Source organism: Pseudonocardia oceani (assembly GCF_019263585.2).
Taxonomy (GTDB): domain Bacteria; phylum Actinomycetota; class Actinomycetes; order Mycobacteriales; family Pseudonocardiaceae; genus Pseudonocardia; species Pseudonocardia oceani.
The window spans coordinates 232680-252948 of sequence record NZ_JADQDF010000001.1; the positions used below are offsets into that span (position 1 = coordinate 232680).

The following is a 20269-nucleotide window of genomic DNA, read 5'->3' on the forward strand; positions in this document are numbered from 1 at the left end:
CCGCCGGTTCAGATGTCGCTGTCGGCCAGGAACCGCAGCACCGTGGAGGTGAAGGCGTCGTTGTCGTCGCCCGCGACCATGTGCCCGGTGGCGGACACGTCCACGTGCCGCGATCCGGGGATGAGCTCGAGGAACTCCGCGACGCCCTCGTCGCTGACGATGTCGGACTGTTCCCCGCGCACCAGCAGCGTCGGCACGCTGATCCGCCGCGCCGCGGCGGCGGCCCGTTCGTGGCTGGTGGACCGGCGCGGCTCGGAGTCGATCCGCAGGAACGCCGGGTCCCAGTGCCAGTACCACCGGCCGTTCTCCCGCAGTCGCACGTTCTTGCGCAGACCCTCGGGCGTCGGCGCGCGCTTGCGGTGCGGGTTGTAGGCCCGCACGGCCTCCGCGACCTCGTCCAGCGAACCGAACCCGTCGGGGTTGGCGCCCATGAACGCCACGATCCGGGCCACGCCCGCGGGTTCCGCCCGCGGCACGATGTCGACGAGCACGAGCGCGCGGGCCACGTCCCCCAGCTCGCCCTGCGCGACGAGCGAGGTCATCCCGCCCATCGACGCGCCGATCAGCAGCGGGCGCTCCTCCAGGGCGCCCACCACGGACGCCAGGTCGGCCACCAGCCCGTCGATGCCGTAGTCGCCGTCGGGTGCCCAGTCGCTGTCGCCGTGGCCGCGGGCATCCAGCGCGAGCGAGGTCCAGCCGTTGTCGGCCAGCGCGGCGGCCGTGCGGAACCAGGAGTGCCGGGTCTGGCCGCCGCCGTGCAGCAACAGCACGGCTCCACGGTGCTCGCCCACCCCGTCCCAGCGGTCGCCGACGATCTTGCCGGCGGCGCCGTCGAACACGACCCGTTCACCCGGACGGACGCCGTTCACGAGCGGGAGCTGATCGTCGCCGTCGGGACGGCACCGGGAGGATGGGTATCGACCATGCCCGGACCATAGACGTCGGGCCGGGCTCGGGCGAGGTGTGCGTGGACGCGGCCGCGGCGCACCACCTCCCGACCCCTCAGTCCCGGTCCGTCCCCTGCCCGAAACGCGGCGGCCGCTTCTCGACGAACGCCGCGATCCCCTCCCTGGCGTCGGCGGTGCCGAAGAGCCGGTCGATCCCGGACGCCTCGGCGCGCATCCCGGCTCGCCGGCCGCCGTCGAGGTGGGCCAGCACGCACGCCTTGAGCTCGCGCAGCGCCGGACGGGCCCCCGCCGCGAGGCCTGCTGCGTAGTCCACGGCCTCCGCCACCAGCCGGTCGACCGGGTGCACGCTGTTGACCAGGCCCAACGCCAACGCCTCGGCGGCTGCGAGCGGGCGTCCGGTGTAGAGCAGATCCAGCGCCCTGCCCTTGCCCACGACCTCCACGAGCCGCTGTGTGCCGCCCGCCCCGGGCAGCAGCCCGAGCTTCACCTCGGGCAACCCGATCCGCGCCTGCTCCGCGAGCATGCGGAGGTCGCACGCCAGTGCCAGCTCCATGCCGCCGCCCATCGCATGGCCGTTGACCGCCGCGATGGTCGGCAGCGGGATGGCCTCGATGTCGTCCATCGCCCGTTGGATGCCGCTGATGAACCGGGGCATCTCGTCCGCACCGAGCGCGTTCATCATCTTGATGTCGGCGCCCGCAACGAACCGTGGTCCGGCACCGGTGACGACGAGCGCGCCGACGTCGTCGCGGGCCGCCGTACGCGTCGCCGCCAGCGAGATCTCCTGCACGAGGGCGAGGTCCAGCGCGTTCGCGGGTGGCCGGTCGACGGTCAGCAGGCCGACCCCGCGGTCGACCTCGATCCGGACGTGCTGGAACTCGGTCTCGGTCTCGGTCATCCCGTCGCCTCCGTCGTGGTCGGGTCGGTCGCGGCTCGGTGGGCGACGAGCACCCGGTCCAACCAGGCCACCAGGTCGGCGACCACCTCGGCACGGTTGGTCTCGTTCAGGATCTCGTGCCGGCCGCCCTCGTAGGTGGCGACCGTGACCTCGGTGAGCCCGGCCGCGCGGTAGCGCTCGACGAGCAGGTCGAGCAGGACCAGCCCGGCGTTGATCGGGTCCTGGTCCCCGGCGACCACGTAGAGCGGCAGGTCCGAACGGATGCCGGCGAGCCGTTGCGGGTCGGCCAGCTGGGAGCCGGACCCGAACATGAGCTTGGACGAGGGGATGTCGGTGCCGAAGCCGCAGGCGGGGTCGGCGACGTAGGCGTCCACGACCGCCTCGTCGCGGCTGAGCCAGTCCGACTCGGTGCGGGCGGGCTCGAACGGGGCGTTGAACCCCGCGAGCTCGAGGGGCTGGTCCAGGTCGATGGCCGCGGCCAGCTGGTCCAGCGCGGTGCTGCCCGACAGCACGGCCGCGTCGACGCGGTCGCTGTGGTCGAGCAGGTACTGCTGGGAGGCCAGTGACCCCATGCTGTGCCCGAGCAGCACGACGGGCAGCCCCGGGTGGGCCTCGTGGATCGTCTCCACCAGCGCCCCGACGTCCCCGACCAGGCGGTTCCACCCGTCCTCCCCGAAGGCCCCGAACCGGGACGGGTCGCCCGCGGTGGCGCCGTGGCCGCGGTGGTCGTTGGCGTAGACCACGAAGCCGGCGGCGTTCAGGGCGGCCGCGGTCTCCGCGTACCGGCGCGCGTGCTCGCCCAGGCCGTGCGCGATCTGGACGACGCCACGCGGGGCGCCCACCGGATCCCACCGGTAGACCACCACCCGGGTGCCGTCCGGGGACACCAGCTCCGAGGTGTGGGCGGGCTCGACGGTGCTCATCCGGTTCCTCCTCAGCGACGTCGTGCAGGGCAGGCCGCGGCTAGTGACGTGGCCGCCAGGAGCCGCTAACGTACCGGGTGATCCTTATCAGGAACAGCGAGGTTTCTCATGGCAGCCCTGCGCGAGCGGCTCACCCCGGAACAGGCCGACTTCGTGAAGGCCGTCGATGCGTTCTGCGAGCGGGAGTGCCCGCCCCACAAGCTGCGTGCGATGACCGCGAACGGCACCGTCGCCCACGACGACGCCCTCTACCGGAAGCTGGCGGCCACCGGCTGGCTCGGGTTGACCATCCCCGAGGAGTACGGCGGCTCGGCCGGCGAGCTGTCCGACGTCGCCCTGCTCACCGAACGCCTGTCCTACCACCGGCTGCCGGTGACCGGGTACCTCACCACGGTCATCACCGCCCAGGCGCTGATCAGGTTCGGCACCGAGGAGCAGAAGCGGCGCGTGCTCCCCGCGGTGGCCCAGGGTGACGTGCTGTCCATCGCGATCACCGAGCCGGACACCGGGTCCGACGCCGCGGCGGTCCGCACCCACGCCCGCCGCGACGGCGACTGCTGGCGGATCAACGGCGAGAAGATCTACACCAGCAACGCCAACCACGCGCGCTGGGTCCTGGTGGTGACGCGGACCAACCCCGACGCGGCCAAGCACCGCGGCATCTCGCTGTTCCTGGTGCCGATGGACCGGGTGGAGGTGACCAAGCTGGACATGCTCGGGCACATCGACACCACCATCACCCGCTACGCGGACGTCCGGGCCACCGACGCCGACATCGTGGGCGGGCTCGACGCCGGTTGGCGGGCGCTGGTGCAGGGACTCAACAGCGAGCGGATGATCATCGGTGCGGAGGCGGTCGGGGTCGGCCAACGCGCGTTCGACGACGTGCTGCGCTATGCGAAGGAACGCCACCAGTTCGGGCAGCCCATCGGCCGGTTCCAGGCGCTGCAGCACGGGCTCGCCGAGACGGCCACCAAGCTGCTTGCCGCGCGGCTGCTGGTCCGGCACGTCGCCGAACTGCTCGACGGGGGCGACCCGGCCCCGGCCGAGGCCTCGATGGCGAAGCTGTTCGCCACCGAGACGGCCAAGGAAGCCGCCCTGCAGGGCATGCAGTTCATGGGCGGGATGGGCTACAGCATGGAGAGCGACATGCAGTCCTACGTCCGCGACAGCCTCGTCATGACCATCTTCGGGGGCACGTCGCAGATCCAGAAGAACATCATCGCCGGGCAGCTCGGCCTCAACGGCTGACCAGCCCGCACCACGACCGGGGAGCACCATGACCGACGAGCTCAGCGACCGACTCGACGAGCTGGCCGCCCGCGACGACACCTGGGTCACCCGCGAGGTGCTGCAGCGCTACGTCGACCAGGGCGCCTGGACCGAGCAGAGCTTCGTGCACGACCTCGAGCGGCACGCGGCCGAGCGGCCGGACTCCCTGGCGATCATCGACGAGGACGGCCGGCGCACCAGCTACGGCGAGTACGAGCAGCGGACCCGGCGGTTGGCGAGCTCGCTGCTGGATCTCGGCCTGCGGCCCGGCGACCGGCTCGCGATGCAGCTGCCGAACTCGAGCGAGTTCTGCCTGACGTTGATGGCCTGCGCCCGGGTCCGGATCATCCCGGTGTTCCTGCACGTCGTCTACGACGAGCACGACCTCGACTACGTGCTGAACCTGACGGGGGCCCGGGCGTTGGTCGTCCCCGCCTCGTTCAAGGGCCGCGACTTCCTCCCGCTGGCCCGCGCGATGCGCGAGCGGATCGCCGTGCTGGAGCACCTCGTGGTGGTCGGCGGTGACGGCGACGACCTGCTCTCCTTCGAGGACCTGACCGCGGCGGAGCCGGCGCACGACATCGAAGCGCTGCGGCCCACCGGCGCCGACCCGTTCTTCATCATGTTCACCTCCGGCACCACCGGGCGGCCGAAGGCGGAGCTGCACACCCACGCCAACAACCTGTCCTGGATCCAGAGCTTCGAGCAGGGCCAGCAGTTCCCCCGCGACGCGCAGTGGATCATCGTCACGCCCATCGCGCACCTGACCGGGCTGGGCCTGGGCGTGCTCTCGGCCCTGCGGCGCGGAGCGGCGTTCACGCTGCTGACCGGCTGGGACGTGAACAGGTGCGTCGAGCTGCTCGAACGCGACAAGCCGACCTACCTGCTCGGGGCGGCGCCGATGCTGATCGACCTCGCCCGCTTCCCCGACCTCGGCTCCCGCGACGTGCAGAGCCTGCGCGGCATCTGCTACGCGGGCGCCCCCTGCCCGGCCGAGACGCTCAACGCGCTCAACGCGCAGCTCGGTGCCGAGATCGCCGCGTTCTACGGCTACACCGAGGCCGGTGTGACGCACATGACGCGGCCGGGCGACCCGATCTCGGTGACCAGCCGGAGCATCGGCTCCGTACTGGACGGGATCGAGATGCGGCTGGTCGACGACGAGGGGAACGACGTCGAGCTGCCCGGGGAGGGCGAGCTCTGGTCGCGCGGGGCGAACTTCGTGGTCGGCTACTACGGCCAGCCGGAGACGACGACGAAGATGTTCACCCCCGACGGGTGGTTCCGCTCCGCCGACATCGTCCGCTTCGACGCCGACGGCTACGGCTACTTCGTGTCCCGCCGCGACGATCTGATCAACCGGGGCGGGTACAAGATCGATCCCCGGGAGATCGAGGAGCTGCTCTACGAGCACCCCCGCGTCGGCCAGGCCGCGGTCGTCGCCATGCCCGACGAGCGGCTCGGTCAGCGGGCTGCGGTCTTCGTCGTTCCCGCGACCCCCGGCGACGACGTCGCCCTGGCCGACCTCACGGCCTTCCTCGAGGAGAAGGGTCTGAGCCGGACCAAGTGGCCGGAGGCGGTCGAGCTGGTCGAGTCCTTCCCGATGACGAGCACCGGCAAGTTCATGCGGTACTCGCTGCGCGAACGGGCCGGGCAGCTGCGCCCACAGCGATGACGCCGGGCCCGCTGTGATCGACCTGCGGGAGTTCGTCCGGCTGGGGCGACACGATGGTGTGGGGGGAGGCGGGCGGCGAGCCGCGGGCGTCGATCGCTGCGCTGCTGCGCCAGGCAGCGGGGCTGGGCGGGGTCACGGCGTTCGTGGGCATGAATCTTTGACCGTCGGCTCGCCGCGGCACCAGGACTCACCGGCCGACGCGGACGGCCACCACGGTCTCGGGGTGAGCGTGGACTACCTCGTGGCGGCGGTCGGAACTGCGCGGGTGGTGCTGGCCGAGATCGAGGCCCGGATCGCCGCGCGCGTCGCAGCGCTGGTCTCGGACGGGGCGGTGCTGCATCTGGGCGCCGGCGGACCGGCCACCGCCGTCGCAAGCGCGTTGTGCGGCCACCGCGGGCTGCGCGTGCACAGCGGGCCGGTCGGCGACTGGCTGGTCGATCTGGACGAGAGCGGTGCACTGGTCACCGGCGACGGGCCGCCGCCCGTCGTGGCGGGCACGGCTATGGGTACCGATCGCTCCACCGCTACCTCGACCGGAATCCGTTGCCCCGCCACCGCCCTCACGTGATAATCCTTATGACGAAGGGGGCCCGTCGCCGCGATCTGCGCCGGTGCCGGTCCACCCAGCCACGGAGGGATCCGCATGACCACCCCGCTCGACCAGCTGACCGACGCCCAGGCCGACCTGGTCGCCCGCGCCCGCACGATCGCCGAGAACGAGCTGCGACCCCGAGCCGCGGAGTGGGACCGGCGCGCGGAGTTCCCGGAGGAGCAGTTCGACATCCTGCGCCGGGCGGGCCTGACCGGTCTCACCGTCCCGGTCGAGTACGGCGGCCAGGGCCTCGGGACGTTCGAGGCGTGCCTGGTGCTGGAGGAGCTGTCCGCGGGTTGCCTGGCCAGCGCGATGACGATCCAGATGCAGGTGAACGGGCCGCCCCGGGTGATCGCCCGGATCGGCACCGACGAGCAGCGGAAGGAGTACCTGCCGCGGGTCGCGGACGGTTCGGTGTGCTTCTCGATCGCCATGACCGAGCCCCAGGCCGGCTCCGACGGCACCGCCCTGCAGACCACGCTCAGCCCGCACGGCGACGGCTTCCTGCTCAACGGCGAGAAGTGCCACATCACCGGTGCGCTGCGGTCGGACTCCTTCCTCGTCTTCTGCCGGGCGCCGGACACCGCCGGGCCCGACGGCATCGGCGCGGTCCTGATCGACCGCGACGTGGAGGGCCTCGCCCCGATCGAGACCGAGCCGAAGATGGGCGGCCGCGCCGTCGCCGAGGGCATCATGCGCTTCACCGACGTGCCGGTGCGCGCCGACCAGGTCGTGCTCGAACCGAGGAAGGGCTCCCGGGACGGGGCCAGGTTCCTGATCCGCCAGTTCAACCCGGAACGCTGCGGCAACGCGGCGATGTCGCTGGGCCTCGCCCGCAGCGCGCTGGACGACGCGGTCGCCTACGTCAAGGAGCGCGAGCAGTTCGGCCGCCCCATCGTGGAGTTCCAGGGACTGCAGTGGAAGATCGCCGACATGGCCACCGCCATCGACGCGGCCCGGCTGCTGCTCTGGCGCGCGGCCCGCACCGACGTCGAGGGCTTCCCCGGCATCCGGGAGACCGCGATGGCGAAGCTCGCCGCGAACGAGGCGGCCCTCATGGTCACCACCGAGGCCCTGCAACTGCTCGGTCACAAGGGCTACCTCACCCGGTACCCGATGGAACGCTACGTGCGCGACGCGTTCGGCCTGGGCATCGGCGGCGGCACCACCGCGGTCCTGCGCAACATGATCGCGGGCGAGGTCACCGGCGTGCGCGTCAGCCAGCGGAAGTCCTGATGGACCTGGCTCTGTCCGCCGAGGCGGCTGCCTACCGCGACGAGCTGCGGTCGTGGGTCGAGGAGCACCTGCCGGCGCAGTGGCGTGACGTGCCCGTCGGCACCGGCGACGACGCGGCGTACGTCGCGATGCGCCGCGAGTGGGGGCGCATGCTGCACCGCGGCGGCTGGCTGGCGCCGCACTGGCCGGTCGCCCACGGTGGGCGCGGGCTCGGCGTCGACGCACAGCTGGCGTTCCTCGACGTGATGGTCGCGGCGGGTGCCCCCGAGCAGATGAACACCAACGGGATGGGCATCTTCGCGCCGGCTCTCATGGCGTTCGGCACCGAGGCTCAGCAGGACCGCTACCTCGGCCCGATGCTGGCGCACGACGACATCTGGTGCCAGGGCTTCTCCGAGCCCGGGGCCGGGTCCGACCTGGCCCGGTTGGCCACCCGGGCGGTTCCTGACGGCGACCGGTTCGTGGTGTCCGGGCAGAAGGTGTGGACCTCCTACGCCCTGTTCGCGCAGCGCTGCTACCTGATGGTCCGGGTCGCCGGGGTGCCGGACGGCGTCACGATGGTGGTGCTGCACATGGACCGGCCGGGAGTCACCGTCCGGCCGCTGCGGAACATCACCGGCACCAGCGAGTTCTGCGAGGTCTTCCTCGACGAGGTCGCCGTCGACGCCGACGACGTCGTGGGCGGGATCGGCGACGGGTGGCGGGTGGCCACGTACGCGCTCGCCCGGGAGCGTTCGACCGGGCTGGCCCAGCGGGCCCTGCAACTCTCCCGCGAGCTGGTCCTGATGAACGCGCAGCTGCACCGCGACGGCCACGCCGACGACGTCCTGGTCGAGGCGTTCGTGCGCAGCCGCGCGGTGGACAGCACCGTGCGCCGGGTGCTCGCGACGACCGCCGACGGGGGCGAGCCGGGGATGCTCGCACCGGTGGCCAAGGTGTTGTGGAGCGAGGGCCACCAGGCCCAGCTCGCCACCCTGGTCGAGGCGGCGGGGCGGGAGGTCACCGGGGCCGGCGGGCCCTGGTCGGACTGGCTGCGGGCGCTGCTGTTCAGCCGGGCGGAGACGATCTACGGCGGTACGTCGGAGATCCAGCGCAACCTGATCGCGAAGTCGCTCGGCATGCCGAGCGACCGCGGCTGAACCGACGAGGAGCGGGATGGACTACCGGATCGACGACGAGGCGGCCGCGCTGCGGTCGGCGCTGCTCGAGTTCCTGCGCGAGCGGATGCCCGACCCCGGCACGGAACCCGCCCCTGCGGCGCGGCGCGCCGCCTGGCGGGAACTCGTCGGGTCGGAATGGCTGGAGCACTTCGCCTCCGGGGCCGAGGACGGTGCCGGCCCGGCCGCGCGGGTCGCGGCGCTGCACGTGGCCGAGGCGTTCGGCACGGCGCCCGTCACCGGCCCGGTCGACACCGTCGCCGGCTACCTCCTGCCCCTGGCGCTGGCCACCGGCTGGACCGCCGGCCTCGAACGGCTGCGCGACGGTTCGCTGGTCACCGCGCTCGTGCCGGGGATCGAGGTTCCCGGCCCGGACGCCGTGCCGCGCCGCCGGGCGCAGCGGCTGGCCGCCGTGCGCGACGGGGACGAGGCGCGGGTGAGCGGCGTGCTGTCGCAGGTGGCCTGCGCCGCAGGCGCCGACGCGGTCGTCGTCGCGACGGAGCTCGACGGGCGTCCGGCGGTGGCTCTCGTCGGGCTGGACCGCGCCGGGGTGTCCGTCGGCGAACCGTCCGGCGTGGACCTGCGCCGGCCGGTGGCCGACGTGACCCTCGACGGCGTCGCGGTCGACGTCGCCTCGCTCCACACCCCTCCCGACCTGCTCGAGCACGAGGACGCCTGCGCGGCCGGCCACAGCCTGTTCCTCGACGCCGAAGCCGTCGGCGGCGGCACGGAGGTGATCGCCCGCACGGTGGCCTACTGCACCGACCGGGTCCAGTTCGGCCGCCCGATCGGCTCGTTCCAGGCCGTTCGGCACCGGTTGGCCGACGTGACGGCGAAGGTCGAAGGTGCCCGTTCCCTCGCCTACCGCGTGGCCTGGGACCTCGCCACAGCCGCCCCCGGCGCCCCCGCAGACGCGGTGGCCAGCCGAATGTGGTCCTCGGGCGCCTATCTCGCGGCGGGAGAGGCGGCGGTGCAGTGTCACGGCGGCGCGGGCTTCACGTGGGAGCAGGGCGTGCACGTGTTCTACCGCGCCGCCCTCGCCGGGCGCGGCGGCGCCGACCTCGCCGCGGCCCGCACCGCACTCGCGGCGCACCTGGGTGCGCTCACCGGCCCGGCCCCGGCCGGCCCGGGCACCGGGCGCGCGGCCGAGCCCGTAGGGGCGGCGGGAGGGGCGCACCGATGAGCGAACGGGTCGTGCTGGTCGACCGACCGGAGCCGGGTGTCACGGTGATCACCCTGAACCGGCCGGCCGCGCGGAACGCGGTCGGGTGGCAGACCTGGGAGGAGCTCGGGCCGGTGGTGTCCGAGGTGGCCGCCGACGACCGCTGCCGCTCGGTCGTGCTGACCGGTTCGGGCGGGTCGTTCTGCGCCGGTGGGGACGTCAAGTCCTCCCCGTCGCGCGGCACCGGGCTCGGGGCGCCTGCGGCTCGCCTGCTCGTCGGGCAGCGGGTGCTGGAGGACCTGCTCAGACTGCCCAAACCTGTGCTCGCCGCCGTCGAGGGCCCGGCGATGGGTATCGGCTGGAGCCTGGCGCTGGCCTGCGACGTCGTCGTCGCGGCCAGGGACGCGGTGTTCGGCGCGCCGTTCGTGCTGCGCGGGCTGGTGCCCGACGGCGGTGCGGCCTGGTTCCTGACCCGGGCGCTCGGCCGGCAACGGGCCGCGGCCCTGCTGCTCACCGGCGGCCGGATGACCGCGGCGGAGGCCGCCGCGGCGGGCCTGGTCGCGCATCAGGCGGAGCCGGGTGCCGCGCTCACCGACGCCGTCGCGATGGCCGCGGCCATGGCCCGCGGGCCGGCCGAGGCGCTGCGCCTGACGAAGGGGATGATCCGCGCCGCCGACGACCTGCCGCTGGAGCGCTTCCTCGAGGTCGAGTGGCTCTCGGCGACACTCGACATGACCGGTCCCGACGCCGTGGAGGGTCGTGCCTCCTTCGTCGAGAAGCGCGAACCCGACTTCTCCGCCGTCCGGGACAGCCCGCTGTAGCGCCTGCCGCGCCACGGCCGTGGCGGTGGCCGACCCGAAGGGGACACCGATGGACTTCGAGCAGGACGAGGATCACGACGCGCTGCGCAAGGGCGTGCGCGAGCTGATCGCCCGCTACGACGACGCGTACTGGTCGGCGTGCGACTCCGAGCACCGCTTCCCGACCGAGTTCTACCGGACACTCGCCGACGGCGGCTGGCTCGGCGTGGCGATCCCCGAGGAGTACGGCGGCGCCGGGCTGGGCATCACCGAGGCGGCGCTGCTGCTGCAGGAGGTCGCCTCCTCGGGTGCGGCGATGAACGGCTGCAGCGCCATCCACCTCACGCTGTTCGGGATGAACCCGCTGGTCAAGCACGGGTCCGCGGAGCTGCGTCGGGAGCTGCTCCCCCGGGTCGTCTCCGGCGACCTGCACGTGTCCTTCGCGGTCACCGAGCCCGACGCCGGCACCGACACCAGCCGCATCACCACCCGGGCCCGCCGCGACGGCGACGGCTACGTCGTGGACGGGCGCAAGGTCTGGATCACCAAGGCCCAGCAGGCGGAGTACCTGCTGCTGCTGACCCGCACCACCCCGTTGGAGGACTGCGCCAAGCGCACCGACGGGATGACGCTGTTCATGGCACCGATGGACCGCTCCGCCATCGACGTCCGCGAGATCCCCAAGATGGGCCGCAACGCGGTCAACTCCAACGAGCTGTTCATCGACGGCCTGCGGGTGCCCGAGGCGTGTCGCATCGGGGAGGAGGGCCAGGGCTTCCGCTACCTGCTCGACGGTCTCAACCCCGAACGCATCCTGCTCGCCCACGAGTCGGTCGGCATCGGGCGTTCGGCGGTGGACCGGGCCGTCACCTACGCCAGGCAGCGGGTGGTGTTCGACCGCCCGATCGGGCAGAACCAGGGCATCGCGTTCCCGCTCGCCGAGGCGACGATGCGGCTGGACGCGGCCGAGCTGGTGGCGCGCAAGGCGGCGTGGCTCTACGACCGCGGCCGGCCCTGCGCCCGCGAGGCCAACTCGGCGAAGTACCTGGCGGCCGACGCCGCGTTCTTCGCCGCCGACCGTGCCGTGCAGACCCACGGCGGTTTCGGCTACGCCGTCGAGTACCACGTGGAGCGCTACTTCCGGGAGGCGCGGCTGATGCGGATCGCGCCGATCTCCCAGGAGATGGTGCTCAACTACGTCAGCGAACACGTTCTCGGGCTGCCCCGGTCGTACTGACCACGTCCGCACCGGCCGCGGCGCCGACCGCGGCGAGCAGCTCGACGAGGAGAGGACCGAACCCGTGACGACGACCGAGACGCGGTTCCGCGAGGAGGTCCGCTCGTGGCTGGCGGACGCGCTGCCGGCGGACTGGGGACGCGGCCGGGCGCCGTCCGCGTCGCTCGCCGGGCGGATCGCGGAGGGCAAGGCATGGCAGCGGGCCGTGCACCGGGCCGGTTTCGGAGGGCTCGGGCTGCCGGTCGAGTTCGGGGGGCGGCCCGCATCGGCCACCGAACGGCTCCTGTTCGCCGAGGAGTGCGCCGCGGCGAGGGCACCGGAGCCGGCCGACATCTTCGGGCAGCTGATCCTCGCCCCGACGCTCATGCAGCTGGGCACCGCCGAGCAGAAGGCCCGGTTCCTGCCACCGGTCATCGCCGGCGACATGATGTGGTGCGAGACCTTCTCCGAACCGGACAACGGCTCGGACATGGCCAACATCCAGTGCCGCGCCGACGTGGAGGGCGACGAGCTGGTGGTCACCGGGCGGAAGCGCTGGAACTCGCTGGCGCAGTTCGCGACCTGGACCATGTTGCTGTGCCGCACCGGTGCCCCGGACAGCCGGGGGCGCGGGATCACCTTCGCACTCGTCGACCTGTCCTCCCCCGGCATCCGGATCGAGCCGATGCCGATGCTCACCGGCGACGCACGGGAGAACGAGGTCTTCTTCGACCGGGTCAGGGTGCCGCTGGAGAACGTGCTCGGCGAGGTCGACGACGGGTGGCGGGTCGCGATGGCCGCGATGACCACGCAACGCGCGATCGGGACCGCGGAGCTGGTGCCGCGGCTGGCCGTCGTCGTGGAGGACCTGGTCGCGCTCGCCGGTCGGACCGGCGTCGGCGGCCGCCCGGCGATCGAGGACCCGCTCGTCCGGGACGGGATCGCCCGGTGCGCCGTCGACGTCGCCGCCCTGCGCCGCAACGGCCAGCAGGCGATGGCGGCCTCCGCGCTGGGCCGCCCGCCCGGTCCGGAGGTGTCGATCGCGAAGCTGCACTGGTCGGAGTCCGAACAGCGGATGCACCGGCTCGCGGTGGAGATGCTCGGCCTGCGCGGGCTGCTCGTCCGCGACGACGAGACCGCCGTCGACGACGGCTACTGGGCCCACTACTGGCTCTGGACCCACGCCCTGACGATCCACTCCGGCACCTCGGAGATCCAGCGCAACATCATCGCCGAGCGTGTCCTCGGCCTACCCCGCAACCGCTAGGAGCGCCGGTGGAACCCGCAGTCGTGCTGGACGAGCTCGACATCCCGGCGGCGGCCCGCTGGGCCGCCGCCGACACCGGGCTCGACGGCCTGCGCAGGCGGCTGGGTGCCGCCATGGCCCGGCCCGAGGGCTTCGCGGCCGAGCTGTGGGAGACCGACTCCCGGTGGCGGTCGGACCTCGACACGTGGCGCGAGGTCTGCGCGATCGGTGGGGCGGCGCTGGGCAGGCGCGACCGCTTCGCCGACCTCGGGGCGATCGCGGAGGAGGCGGGGCGGGCCGCGGCGGGCGTTCCGGTGGTCGGCTCGGGGCTGGCGGGGTGGGCCCTGGAAGGTGCACCCGCCGAGGCGGAGCTCGCCCGGCTGCGGTCCGGCGTTCCCGGCGCGCTGCTCTGGGACGGGCCCGAGGAACCGGTCGCGCTGCGCATCGACCGGGCCGGCCGCGTCAGCGGGTCGGTCGCCTTCGTCCTCGACGGTGCGGCGGCGGAGATCATGGTCGCGGTCGCGCTGGGACCCGACGGCGGGCCGGTGGTCTGCCGCATCGACGAACCCGGCCGGGTCGTGCGGGAGCGGCGGGCCGTCGCGGACCCGACCCGCGACCTCGCCACGCTGACGCTGGACGCGGTTCCCGCGACCGGGCTGGCGACCGGCGATCCGGCCCGTGCGCTGCTGCGCGGCCTGGAGACCGCCGCCGCGGCGCTCCTGGCACTCGACGCCGTCGGGTCGGGCCAGGCCGTCCTGGACCTGGCGGTGTCCTATGCGGCGCAGCGCGAGCAGTTCGGCCGCGTCATCGGCTCCTACCAGGCCGTCGCCCACCACTGCGCCGACGTCTTCCTGCTGGTGGCGAACGCCCGATCGCTCGCCAGGGCCGCGGCCTGGGCCGTGTGCCGGGACGATTCGGGAGCCGCGCTGGCCGCCGCGGAGGCCAAGGCCGGCGCGACCGAGAACGCCGTCGAGGCCGGGCGCCGGGCCATCCAGGTGCACGGCGGCATCGGCATGACGTGGGCCCGCCCGACGCACGTGCACCACAAGCGGGCCTGGGTCGACCGGGCCGCGCTCGGCTCGGCCCGGCACCAGCGTGCGCGGATCGTCGATGCCCTGACCGCGGCCCCGGCCGGACGCGCCCCGATGTACCGGACGGCGTTCTGATGGCCGCGGGGGTCCGCCTCGACGGGCGGGTGGTGCTGGTCACCGGGGCCAGCCGCGGGTTGGGCCGCGGGTACGCGCTCGACCTGGCCCGCCGCGGCGCCGCGGTCGCGCTCAACGCCCGTGACGGGGACGCGCTGGCGGCGCTGCGCGCGGAGATCGAGGCGGCGGGCGGGCGGGCCGCCGTGGCCGCGGGCGACGTCGGCGCGCCCGGCGTGGCCGAGCAGGTCCTGGAGGCCGCGACCGCGCTCGGCCCGCTCGACGCCGTGGTGAACAACGCGGGGGTCAACCGGGACCGGACGGTGGCGAGGATGTCCGACGAGGAGTGGCACTCGGTGATCACCGCCAGCCTCGACGGCACGTTCTTCGTGTGCCGGGCTGCGGTACGGGCGTGGCGGGCCGCCGGGCGCGGCGGCCGGATCGTCAACACCGCCTCGGTCGCCGGCCTCGTCGGCAACGTGGGCCAGGCGAACTACGCCGCGGCGAAGGCCGGGATCATCGGCTTCTCGCTCAGCCTCGCCCGCGAGGTCGCACCGTCGGGCATCACCGTCAATGTCGTGTCCCCGCGGGCGGTCACCGAGATGAGCGAGTCGATCCCGCCGGAGCGCCGCCGGGCCTTCTACGAGATGCAGTCCCGCACGAACACCCTGGGTCGGCCGGGCACCCCGGAGGACGTCGCTCCGGTGATCGCGTTCCTGTGCAGCGCGGAGAGCGCCTACCTGACCGGCCAGAGCCTCGCGGTCACCGGCACCCCGGGGACGTCGGTGGGATGAGGGCCGCCATCGGCGGGCATCAGCCCGTGGCGAACCAGACCGACTTCTCCCGGGTGAAGTGGCTCATCCCCGAGAAGCCCCCCTCCCGGCCGAACCCGGAGTTCTTGTACCCGCCGAAGGGCACCGCGGGGTGCAGCAGGTTGTAGGCGTTGATCCAGACGTTGCCGGCCTCGATCCGGTCGGCGAAGCGCAGAGCACGGTCGATCCGGCCGGTGAAGATGCCCGAGCCCAGCCCGTAGGTCGCGTCGTTGGCGATGCGCAGCGCCTCGTCCTCGTCGGCGAAGGACATGACCGAGAGCACCGGGCCGAAGATCTCCTCGCGCGCGATCCGCGCGGTGGGCTCGACGTTGTCGAACACCGTCGGGGTGACGTAGAAGCCGGGCCGGTCCGGCCTCGACCCGCCGGTCACGAGATCGCCGCCCTCGTCCCGGCCGACCTGCACGTACCCCTCGATCCGGTCTCGGTGCGCGGCCGAGATCACCGGGCCGAGAACGGTCGACTCGTCGGCCGGGTCGCCGATCCTCAGCCCGTCGGCCGTGGCGACCACGGCGTCGAGCAGTTCGTCGTGCACGGCGCGGTGCACGAGCAGGCGCGAGCTGGCGGTGCACATCTCCCCGGCGTTGAGGAAGATCCCCAGGAAGGCCGCCTTGGCCGCACCCGCGATGTCGGCATCGTCGAACACGACCAGCGGCGACTTCCCGCCCAACTCCATCGTGCAGGTCTTGAGCTCCCCGCCCGCGGTGGCCGCCACCGTGCGCCCGACCGCGTCCGAGCCCGTGAACGACACGTGGCCGACACCGGGGTGGCGCACCAGCGCCTCGCCCGCCGCCGACGCGGCGTCGGTCACCACGTTCACCAGCCCCGGGGGGATGCCCGCCTCCAGCGCCACCTGGGCGAGCGCCAGCGCGGACAGGGACGCGAGCGGCGACGGCTTGATCACGATGGCGTTGCCGGCGGCCAGTGCGGACACCGCCTTCCCCGCCGCGCCGACGAGCGCGAAGTTCCACGGCGTGATGCCGGCGACGACACCGATCGGCTCGCGCAGCACCATCGTCACGAACCGGCCGGAGACCGGGATGGTGCGGCCCTCGAGCTTGTCGGGCATGCCGGCGTAGTAGCGCATGTTCTCCATCAGCATCGACCCGTCCACGGCGCGGGCCGTGGTGATCGGCTTGCCGACGTCGAGACTCTCGATCTTCGCGAGGTCCGCCACCCGTTCCTCGCAGAGGTCGGCCCACCGCCGCAGCAGCCCGGCCCGTGTGGCGACCGACCGCCTCGCCCAGGCGCGCTGCGCCTCGCGCGCGACCCCGACGGCGTGGTCGACGTCCGCCGCGCCGGCCGCGGGCAGCCGCGTGATCACCGACCCGTCCGCCGGGTTGTGCACCGCGAAGGTCTCGCCGCTGCGGGCGTCGAGCAGTTCCCCGCCCACGACCATCTTGTCGACCAGCAGCGCGGGCGTCGGGGCGTCGGTCACCTGGGTCATGCGGGGCCTCCCTGGGCCAGATCGAGCACGGGTCGTTCGGCACTGCGGTTCGACACGGCGTCGGCGAACGCCGCGTCGATGTCGTCGAGGGCGTAGCGGTGGCCGGAGTCGAGACGGGTGATGACGGGGTCGGTACGCAGGTCGCCGAGCATCCCGACGACGTCGCGGAGAATCTGCGGGTCGTAGAGCGCGACCCCGACGAGTGAGATGTTGCGCATCAGCAGTGCCAGCGCCGGCACGTGGAACACGTCGGAACCGCGGGTGATCTGCCCCATCTCGATGTAGCGGCCGCCGCGGGCGAGCATCCGGACCCCCTCGTCGACCACGCCCGGCACCCCGGCGACCTCCAGGACGACGTCGGCGCCCCCGCCGGTGAGCTCCCGCACCCGCTCGACCCGTGCGGCCGCGTCACCGATCTCGGTGACGTCGACGGTGGCGTCGGCACCCAGCGCCGTGGCGGCGGCGAGCCGGTCGGCCATCGCGTCGACGGCGACGACCTGGCCCGCCCCCATCCGCTTCGCCGCGGCGACCGCGTAGAGGCCCAGCCCACCGGCGCCCTGCACGACGACCCGCTCGCCCGGGCCGACCCCGCCGCGCACCAGCCCCATCCAGGACTGGGCGGCCGCACAGTTCGCGCTGATGCCGTGCTCGGGTGTCATCCCCTCGGGGAGCTTGAGCACGTACTGGCCGCGGCGCAGGTGGTAGTAGTCGGCGAAGCCGCCGACGAAGTGCGGCGGTCGCGACGGAGGGCGCAGCAGGCCGCCCATCACCTGCTCGCAGGCGTTCGCCCGGCGCTGCGTGCACGCGTGACAGCGCCCGCACGGCCGGAAGTAGGCGAAGACGATCGGGTCGCCCTCGGCCAGCGGCTGGCCGGCGGAGTCGGTGGTGACCCCGGAGCCGAGCCGCTCCACATGGCCGACGGTCTCGTGACCGAGCAGCAGGCCGTTCGCCGCGAGGCCCTCCACGACCGGGTCCTCACCGCGCCAGTAGTGCACGTCCGAGCCGCAGATGCTCGTGTAGTCCAGCCGGGCGAGCACCTCGCCCGGCCCGGGGTCCAGCACCGGGTACTCGGCCAGCTCGAAGGGCTTCCCGGCGCCGAAGAAGATCGCAGCGCGCCCCGTTGCTCCCATGCGGTCCCTCTCGACACGGCTCTCCCCGATCGGCCACGGTCGACGGTAGGTCGCGGTGGCGCCCGCCGGATGACGCGATTCGGGACACGCGGTGCCGTTCGCCCCGGGCCCACCGGAACGCCGCCGCCCCCCGGAGCAGATCCGGCCGTTAACCGTGGTTAAGTCGGACGCCGTGAAGGGTCCGTCCGTCCGCGCGACGCCGTGCCCGGGACCGGAGCACGGAACCGGATCGAGGCGTGACCCCGCCGCCCCATCGCTGTACGGTAACGATCGTTAACATGCTGTCCGTTCGACGAGGAGCGCATATGGCACACCATCATCGGTACCTGTCGCACCCGGTCATCGGGAAGGGCGCCACCTCATGACGGCGGCGATGCCGGCCCCGCTGGAGATCGCGGGTAGCGGCCGGCTCGCCGGCAAGGTGGCCATCGTCACCGGGGCGGCCGGCGCCGGCATCGGCCAGGCCGTCGCCCGACGCTACGCGGCCGAGGGCGCCAGGGTCGTCGTGACCGACGCCCACGCCTCACGGCCGGCACAGCTGGCCAAGGACATCGAGGACGCCCACGGCGTCGAGACGATCGGCATGACCGTCGACGTCCGCGATCCGGAGCACATCGCGGCGATGGTGCGCGCGGCCACCGACCGGTGGGGCCGCATCGACGTGCTGCACAACAACGTCGGGATCAACAAGCTGGCCCCGATCTGGGAGATGGACGACGAGACCTGGGACTTCGTCCAGGACATCTGCCTGAAGGCCGCCTTCCGGACGCTGCGCGCGGTGCTGCCGACGATGATGGAGCAGGGTTCGGGCTCGATCGTGAACATGGCCTCGGTGGCCGGGTACATCGGGTCGACGATGGGCGAGTCCGCCTACTGCGCGGCCAAGGCCGGCGTCATGGGCCTGACCCGTGCCGCGGCCGCCGAGCTCGGTCCCAAGGGCGTACGGGTCAACGCCATCGCGCCCGGCCTGATCTGGAACCCCTTCCTGGAGCGCATCTACCCGCCCGGCGAGCTGCAGAAGCTCGTGGAGCCCGCCGCGCTGGGCCGCGCCGGCCAGCCCGAGGAGGTCGCCGCGCTCTCGCTGTTCCTGGCGTCCGACGAGTCCAGGTACATCACCGGAGAGGTGCACACCATCTCCGGCGGCATGTACTACAAGGCATGAGCACCTACGGCGTGTCGGTCCTCGGTGCCGACCTGAGAACGCTCGTCGACACGGCGCAGGCCGCCGACCGCGCCGGCTTCGACGCGGCCTGGGCCTCGGAGTTCTACTCCCGCTCGGGGTCCATCTCGATGGCGGCGATGGCCGGTCGCACGGAGCGCTGCCGGCTGGGGTCCTCGATCATGTACGGCATCGGGCGCAGCCCGCTGGTGCTGGCCACCGAGGCCCGCGACCTCGACGAGCTCTCCGGCGGCCGGGTCGTGCTCGGCCTGGGCAACGGCACGAGGCGGATGATGAGCGACTGGCACAGCGTCGCCGACACCTCCGCTCCCGCCCTGCGCATGGAGGAGCTCGTCCCGCTGGTCCGCCGCATCTGGAACCTGCACGAGGGCCCGGTGCGCCACGAGGGCCGCTTCTACCACATGAACCTGGTGCCGACCGGCGAGCTCGAACCCCCGCAGCGGGCCGTCCCGATCGTCACGGCCGGGGTGCGCCCGCGGATGTGCGAGGTCGCCGGCCGGGTGGCCGACGGCCTCGCCGGCCACCCGCTGTTCACCACCACCTACGTGGAGGAGGTCGTCCGCCCGGCCATCGCGAAGGGGGCCGCGCACGCCGGGCGGGACCCGCGCGACGTCGAGCTGATCTCGATGGTGATCTGCGCGATCCACGACGACCCCGAGGTCGCGCGGCGCGAGGCCGCCCAGCAGATCGCCTTCTACTCCTCGGTCAAGTCCTACGACACGGTGCTCGACGTCAACGGCTTCACCCGCCAGGGCGAGGCCATCCGGGAGGCGTTCGGGCGCCGCGACCTGCCCGCGATGTTCGCCGCGGTCACCGACGACATGATCGACACGATGGCCGTGGCCGGCACCGCGGAGCAGGTGCGCGCCGGGCTGGAGCGCTACGAGGGCGTGCTCGACCACATCATGCTGTACTCACCGACCATCGGGCTCACCGCGCAACGCATCCAGGAGAACCTCGACAGCATGATCCGCGAATGCGCACCCGCCGCGGGAGGTGACGGCAGTGGCTGACGGCTCGCTCACCGGCCGGGGCCTGGGGACCGTGACGTTCCCCGTCGACCGGTCCAAGGTCCGCGAGTTCGCCCGTGCGCTGGGCGATCCCGACCCGGTCTACACCGACGTCGACGCGGCACGCGCCGCGGGTTTCGGCGACATCCCGGTGCCGCCGACGTTCGTCGTGTCCTCGGCGCACTGGCGGGAGGAGGACAACATGGTCGCCACCCTCGGGCTGGACCTGCGCCGCGTCCTGCACGGCGAGTGCGGCTGGGAGTACCACGGCCCGGTGGTGGTGGGCGACGAACTCACCGCGTCGCGTCGGGTGTCCGGGGTCAGCACGCGCGAGGGCCGGCGCGGCGGGACGATGACCATGGTTTCGATCGAGACCGACTTCACCAACCAGCGCGGTGAGCTCGTCGTCCGCCAGACCGACGTGCTCGTCGAGACCGGAGGCTGA

The 20269-nt window shown here is 73.3% G+C and carries 19 protein-coding genes; 14 read left to right on the top strand and 5 right to left on the bottom strand.

The features are described from left to right. Window positions 1-8 precede the first annotated feature (8 nt). From I4I82_RS01120 to I4I82_RS01130, 3 genes are all read right to left on the bottom strand, one after another. Entirely contained in the window at window positions 9-869 is an 861-nt protein-coding gene (locus I4I82_RS01120; RefSeq protein WP_226369815.1) for an alpha/beta fold hydrolase, read from the bottom strand. A 133-nt stretch (window positions 870-1002) separates the two neighbouring features. Next, window positions 1003-1806 (bottom strand): enoyl-CoA hydratase/isomerase family protein, encoded by an 804-nt coding sequence (locus tag I4I82_RS01125; protein WP_218589677.1) that lies wholly within the window; start codon window positions 1804-1806, stop codon window positions 1003-1005. Then, window positions 1803-2729: an alpha/beta fold hydrolase gene (locus tag I4I82_RS01130; protein WP_218589676.1), complete on the bottom strand. Its 927-nt coding sequence runs from the start codon at window positions 2727-2729 to the stop codon at window positions 1803-1805. The genes I4I82_RS01125 and I4I82_RS01130 overlap by 4 nt, the downstream gene beginning before the upstream one ends. Window positions 2730-2837: 108 nt before the next feature. Between I4I82_RS01130 and I4I82_RS01135 the strand changes: the two genes are divergently transcribed. The 11 genes from I4I82_RS01135 (at window position 2838) to I4I82_RS01185 (ending at window position 15021) form a co-directional block, all read left to right on the top strand. Then, window positions 2838-3980: an acyl-CoA dehydrogenase family protein gene (locus I4I82_RS01135; RefSeq protein ID WP_218589675.1), complete on the top strand. Its 1143-nt coding sequence runs from the start codon at window positions 2838-2840 to the stop codon at window positions 3978-3980. A gap of 28 nt (window positions 3981-4008) precedes the next feature. Next, on the top strand, window positions 4009-5676 hold the full coding sequence (locus tag I4I82_RS01140) for a class I adenylate-forming enzyme family protein (protein ID WP_218589674.1): 1668 nt from the start codon (window positions 4009-4011) through the stop codon (window positions 5674-5676). Between the two features lie 223 nt (window positions 5677-5899). Continuing rightward, window positions 5900-6244 carry a hypothetical protein gene (locus I4I82_RS01145; RefSeq protein ID WP_218594998.1) on the top strand — a complete coding sequence of 115 codons (345 nt, stop codon included), beginning with the start codon at window positions 5900-5902 and terminating at the stop codon, window positions 6242-6244. Between the two features lie 75 nt (window positions 6245-6319). Beyond that, on the top strand, window positions 6320-7504 hold the full coding sequence (locus tag I4I82_RS01150) for an acyl-CoA dehydrogenase family protein (RefSeq protein WP_218593598.1): 1185 nt from the start codon (window positions 6320-6322) through the stop codon (window positions 7502-7504). Continuing rightward, entirely contained in the window at window positions 7504-8643 is a 1140-nt protein-coding gene (locus tag I4I82_RS01155; RefSeq protein WP_218593599.1) for an acyl-CoA dehydrogenase family protein, read from the top strand. Before I4I82_RS01150 ends, I4I82_RS01155 begins: the two co-directional genes overlap by 1 nt. A gap of 16 nt (window positions 8644-8659) precedes the next feature. Further along, a complete protein-coding gene (locus tag I4I82_RS01160) occupies window positions 8660-9844 on the top strand; it encodes an acyl-CoA dehydrogenase family protein (RefSeq protein ID WP_218593600.1) in 1185 nt (394 codons plus the stop codon). Continuing rightward, window positions 9841-10644: an enoyl-CoA hydratase/isomerase family protein gene (locus I4I82_RS01165; protein WP_218593601.1), complete on the top strand. Its 804-nt coding sequence runs from the start codon at window positions 9841-9843 to the stop codon at window positions 10642-10644. Before I4I82_RS01160 ends, I4I82_RS01165 begins: the two co-directional genes overlap by 4 nt. A gap of 49 nt (window positions 10645-10693) precedes the next feature. Then, complete coding sequence (locus I4I82_RS01170; protein ID WP_218593602.1) at window positions 10694-11860, top strand: acyl-CoA dehydrogenase family protein; 1167 nt, start codon at window positions 10694-10696, stop codon at window positions 11858-11860. Between the two features lie 64 nt (window positions 11861-11924). Further along, window positions 11925-13106 (top strand): acyl-CoA dehydrogenase family protein, encoded by a 1182-nt coding sequence (locus I4I82_RS01175; protein ID WP_218593603.1) that lies wholly within the window; start codon window positions 11925-11927, stop codon window positions 13104-13106. Between the two features lie 8 nt (window positions 13107-13114). Beyond that, complete coding sequence (locus tag I4I82_RS01180; protein WP_218594999.1) at window positions 13115-14251, top strand: acyl-CoA dehydrogenase family protein; 1137 nt, start codon at window positions 13115-13117, stop codon at window positions 14249-14251. Further along, the gene (locus I4I82_RS01185; RefSeq protein WP_218595000.1) at window positions 14251-15021 is read left to right on the top strand and encodes an SDR family oxidoreductase; all 771 of its coding nucleotides are present in this window, start codon (window positions 14251-14253) and stop codon (window positions 15019-15021) included. The genes I4I82_RS01180 and I4I82_RS01185 overlap by 1 nt, the downstream gene beginning before the upstream one ends. A 19-nt stretch (window positions 15022-15040) precedes the next feature. Here the strand turns inward: I4I82_RS01185 and I4I82_RS01190 are convergent, their stop codons facing one another. Next, complete coding sequence (locus I4I82_RS01190) at window positions 15041-16504, bottom strand: aldehyde dehydrogenase family protein (RefSeq protein ID WP_218589342.1); 1464 nt, start codon at window positions 16502-16504, stop codon at window positions 15041-15043. Further along, a complete protein-coding gene (locus tag I4I82_RS01195; RefSeq protein WP_218589343.1) occupies window positions 16501-17634 on the bottom strand; it encodes a zinc-binding dehydrogenase in 1134 nt (377 codons plus the stop codon). Before I4I82_RS01195 ends, I4I82_RS01190 begins: the two co-directional genes overlap by 4 nt. A gap of 361 nt (window positions 17635-17995) precedes the next feature. On the opposite strand from I4I82_RS01195, the gene I4I82_RS01200 reads away from it, so the two are divergent. Genes I4I82_RS01200 through I4I82_RS01210 form a run of 3 tightly spaced genes read left to right on the top strand, consistent with a single transcriptional unit; the run spans window position 17996 to window position 20269 of the window. Beyond that, window positions 17996-18796 (top strand): SDR family NAD(P)-dependent oxidoreductase, encoded by an 801-nt coding sequence (locus I4I82_RS01200; protein WP_218589344.1) that lies wholly within the window; start codon window positions 17996-17998, stop codon window positions 18794-18796. Beyond that, entirely contained in the window at window positions 18793-19827 is a 1035-nt protein-coding gene (locus tag I4I82_RS01205; RefSeq protein ID WP_218589345.1) for an LLM class flavin-dependent oxidoreductase, read from the top strand. Before I4I82_RS01200 ends, I4I82_RS01205 begins: the two co-directional genes overlap by 4 nt. Continuing rightward, on the top strand, window positions 19820-20269 hold the full coding sequence (locus I4I82_RS01210; protein WP_218589346.1) for a MaoC family dehydratase N-terminal domain-containing protein: 450 nt from the start codon (window positions 19820-19822) through the stop codon (window positions 20267-20269). The genes I4I82_RS01205 and I4I82_RS01210 overlap by 8 nt, the downstream gene beginning before the upstream one ends.

Bases quoted from the DNA above. Each gene is read 5' to 3' on its own strand.
- I4I82_RS01125 (WP_218589677.1), bottom strand. From the start codon at position 1,806: ATGACCGAGACCGAGACCGAGTTCCAGCACGTCCGGATCGAGGTCGAC.
- I4I82_RS01130 (WP_218589676.1), bottom strand. From the start codon at position 2,729: ATGAGCACCGTCGAGCCCGCCCACACCTCGGAGCTGGTGTCCCCGGAC.
- I4I82_RS01135 (WP_218589675.1), top strand. From the start codon at position 2,838: ATGGCAGCCCTGCGCGAGCGGCTCACCCCGGAACAGGCCGACTTCGTG.
- I4I82_RS01140 (WP_218589674.1), top strand. From the start codon at position 4,009: ATGACCGACGAGCTCAGCGACCGACTCGACGAGCTGGCCGCCCGCGAC.
- I4I82_RS01150 (WP_218593598.1), top strand. From the start codon at position 6,320: ATGACCACCCCGCTCGACCAGCTGACCGACGCCCAGGCCGACCTGGTC.
- I4I82_RS01155 (WP_218593599.1), top strand. From the start codon at position 7,504: ATGGACCTGGCTCTGTCCGCCGAGGCGGCTGCCTACCGCGACGAGCTG.
- I4I82_RS01160 (WP_218593600.1), top strand. From the start codon at position 8,660: ATGGACTACCGGATCGACGACGAGGCGGCCGCGCTGCGGTCGGCGCTG.
- I4I82_RS01165 (WP_218593601.1), top strand. From the start codon at position 9,841: ATGAGCGAACGGGTCGTGCTGGTCGACCGACCGGAGCCGGGTGTCACG.
- I4I82_RS01170 (WP_218593602.1), top strand. From the start codon at position 10,694: ATGGACTTCGAGCAGGACGAGGATCACGACGCGCTGCGCAAGGGCGTG.
- I4I82_RS01185 (WP_218595000.1), top strand. From the start codon at position 14,251: ATGGCCGCGGGGGTCCGCCTCGACGGGCGGGTGGTGCTGGTCACCGGG.
- I4I82_RS01190 (WP_218589342.1), bottom strand. From the start codon at position 16,504: ATGACCCAGGTGACCGACGCCCCGACGCCCGCGCTGCTGGTCGACAAG.
- I4I82_RS01195 (WP_218589343.1), bottom strand. From the start codon at position 17,634: ATGGGAGCAACGGGGCGCGCTGCGATCTTCTTCGGCGCCGGGAAGCCC.
- I4I82_RS01200 (WP_218589344.1), top strand. From the start codon at position 17,996: ATGACGGCGGCGATGCCGGCCCCGCTGGAGATCGCGGGTAGCGGCCGG.
- I4I82_RS01205 (WP_218589345.1), top strand. From the start codon at position 18,793: ATGAGCACCTACGGCGTGTCGGTCCTCGGTGCCGACCTGAGAACGCTC.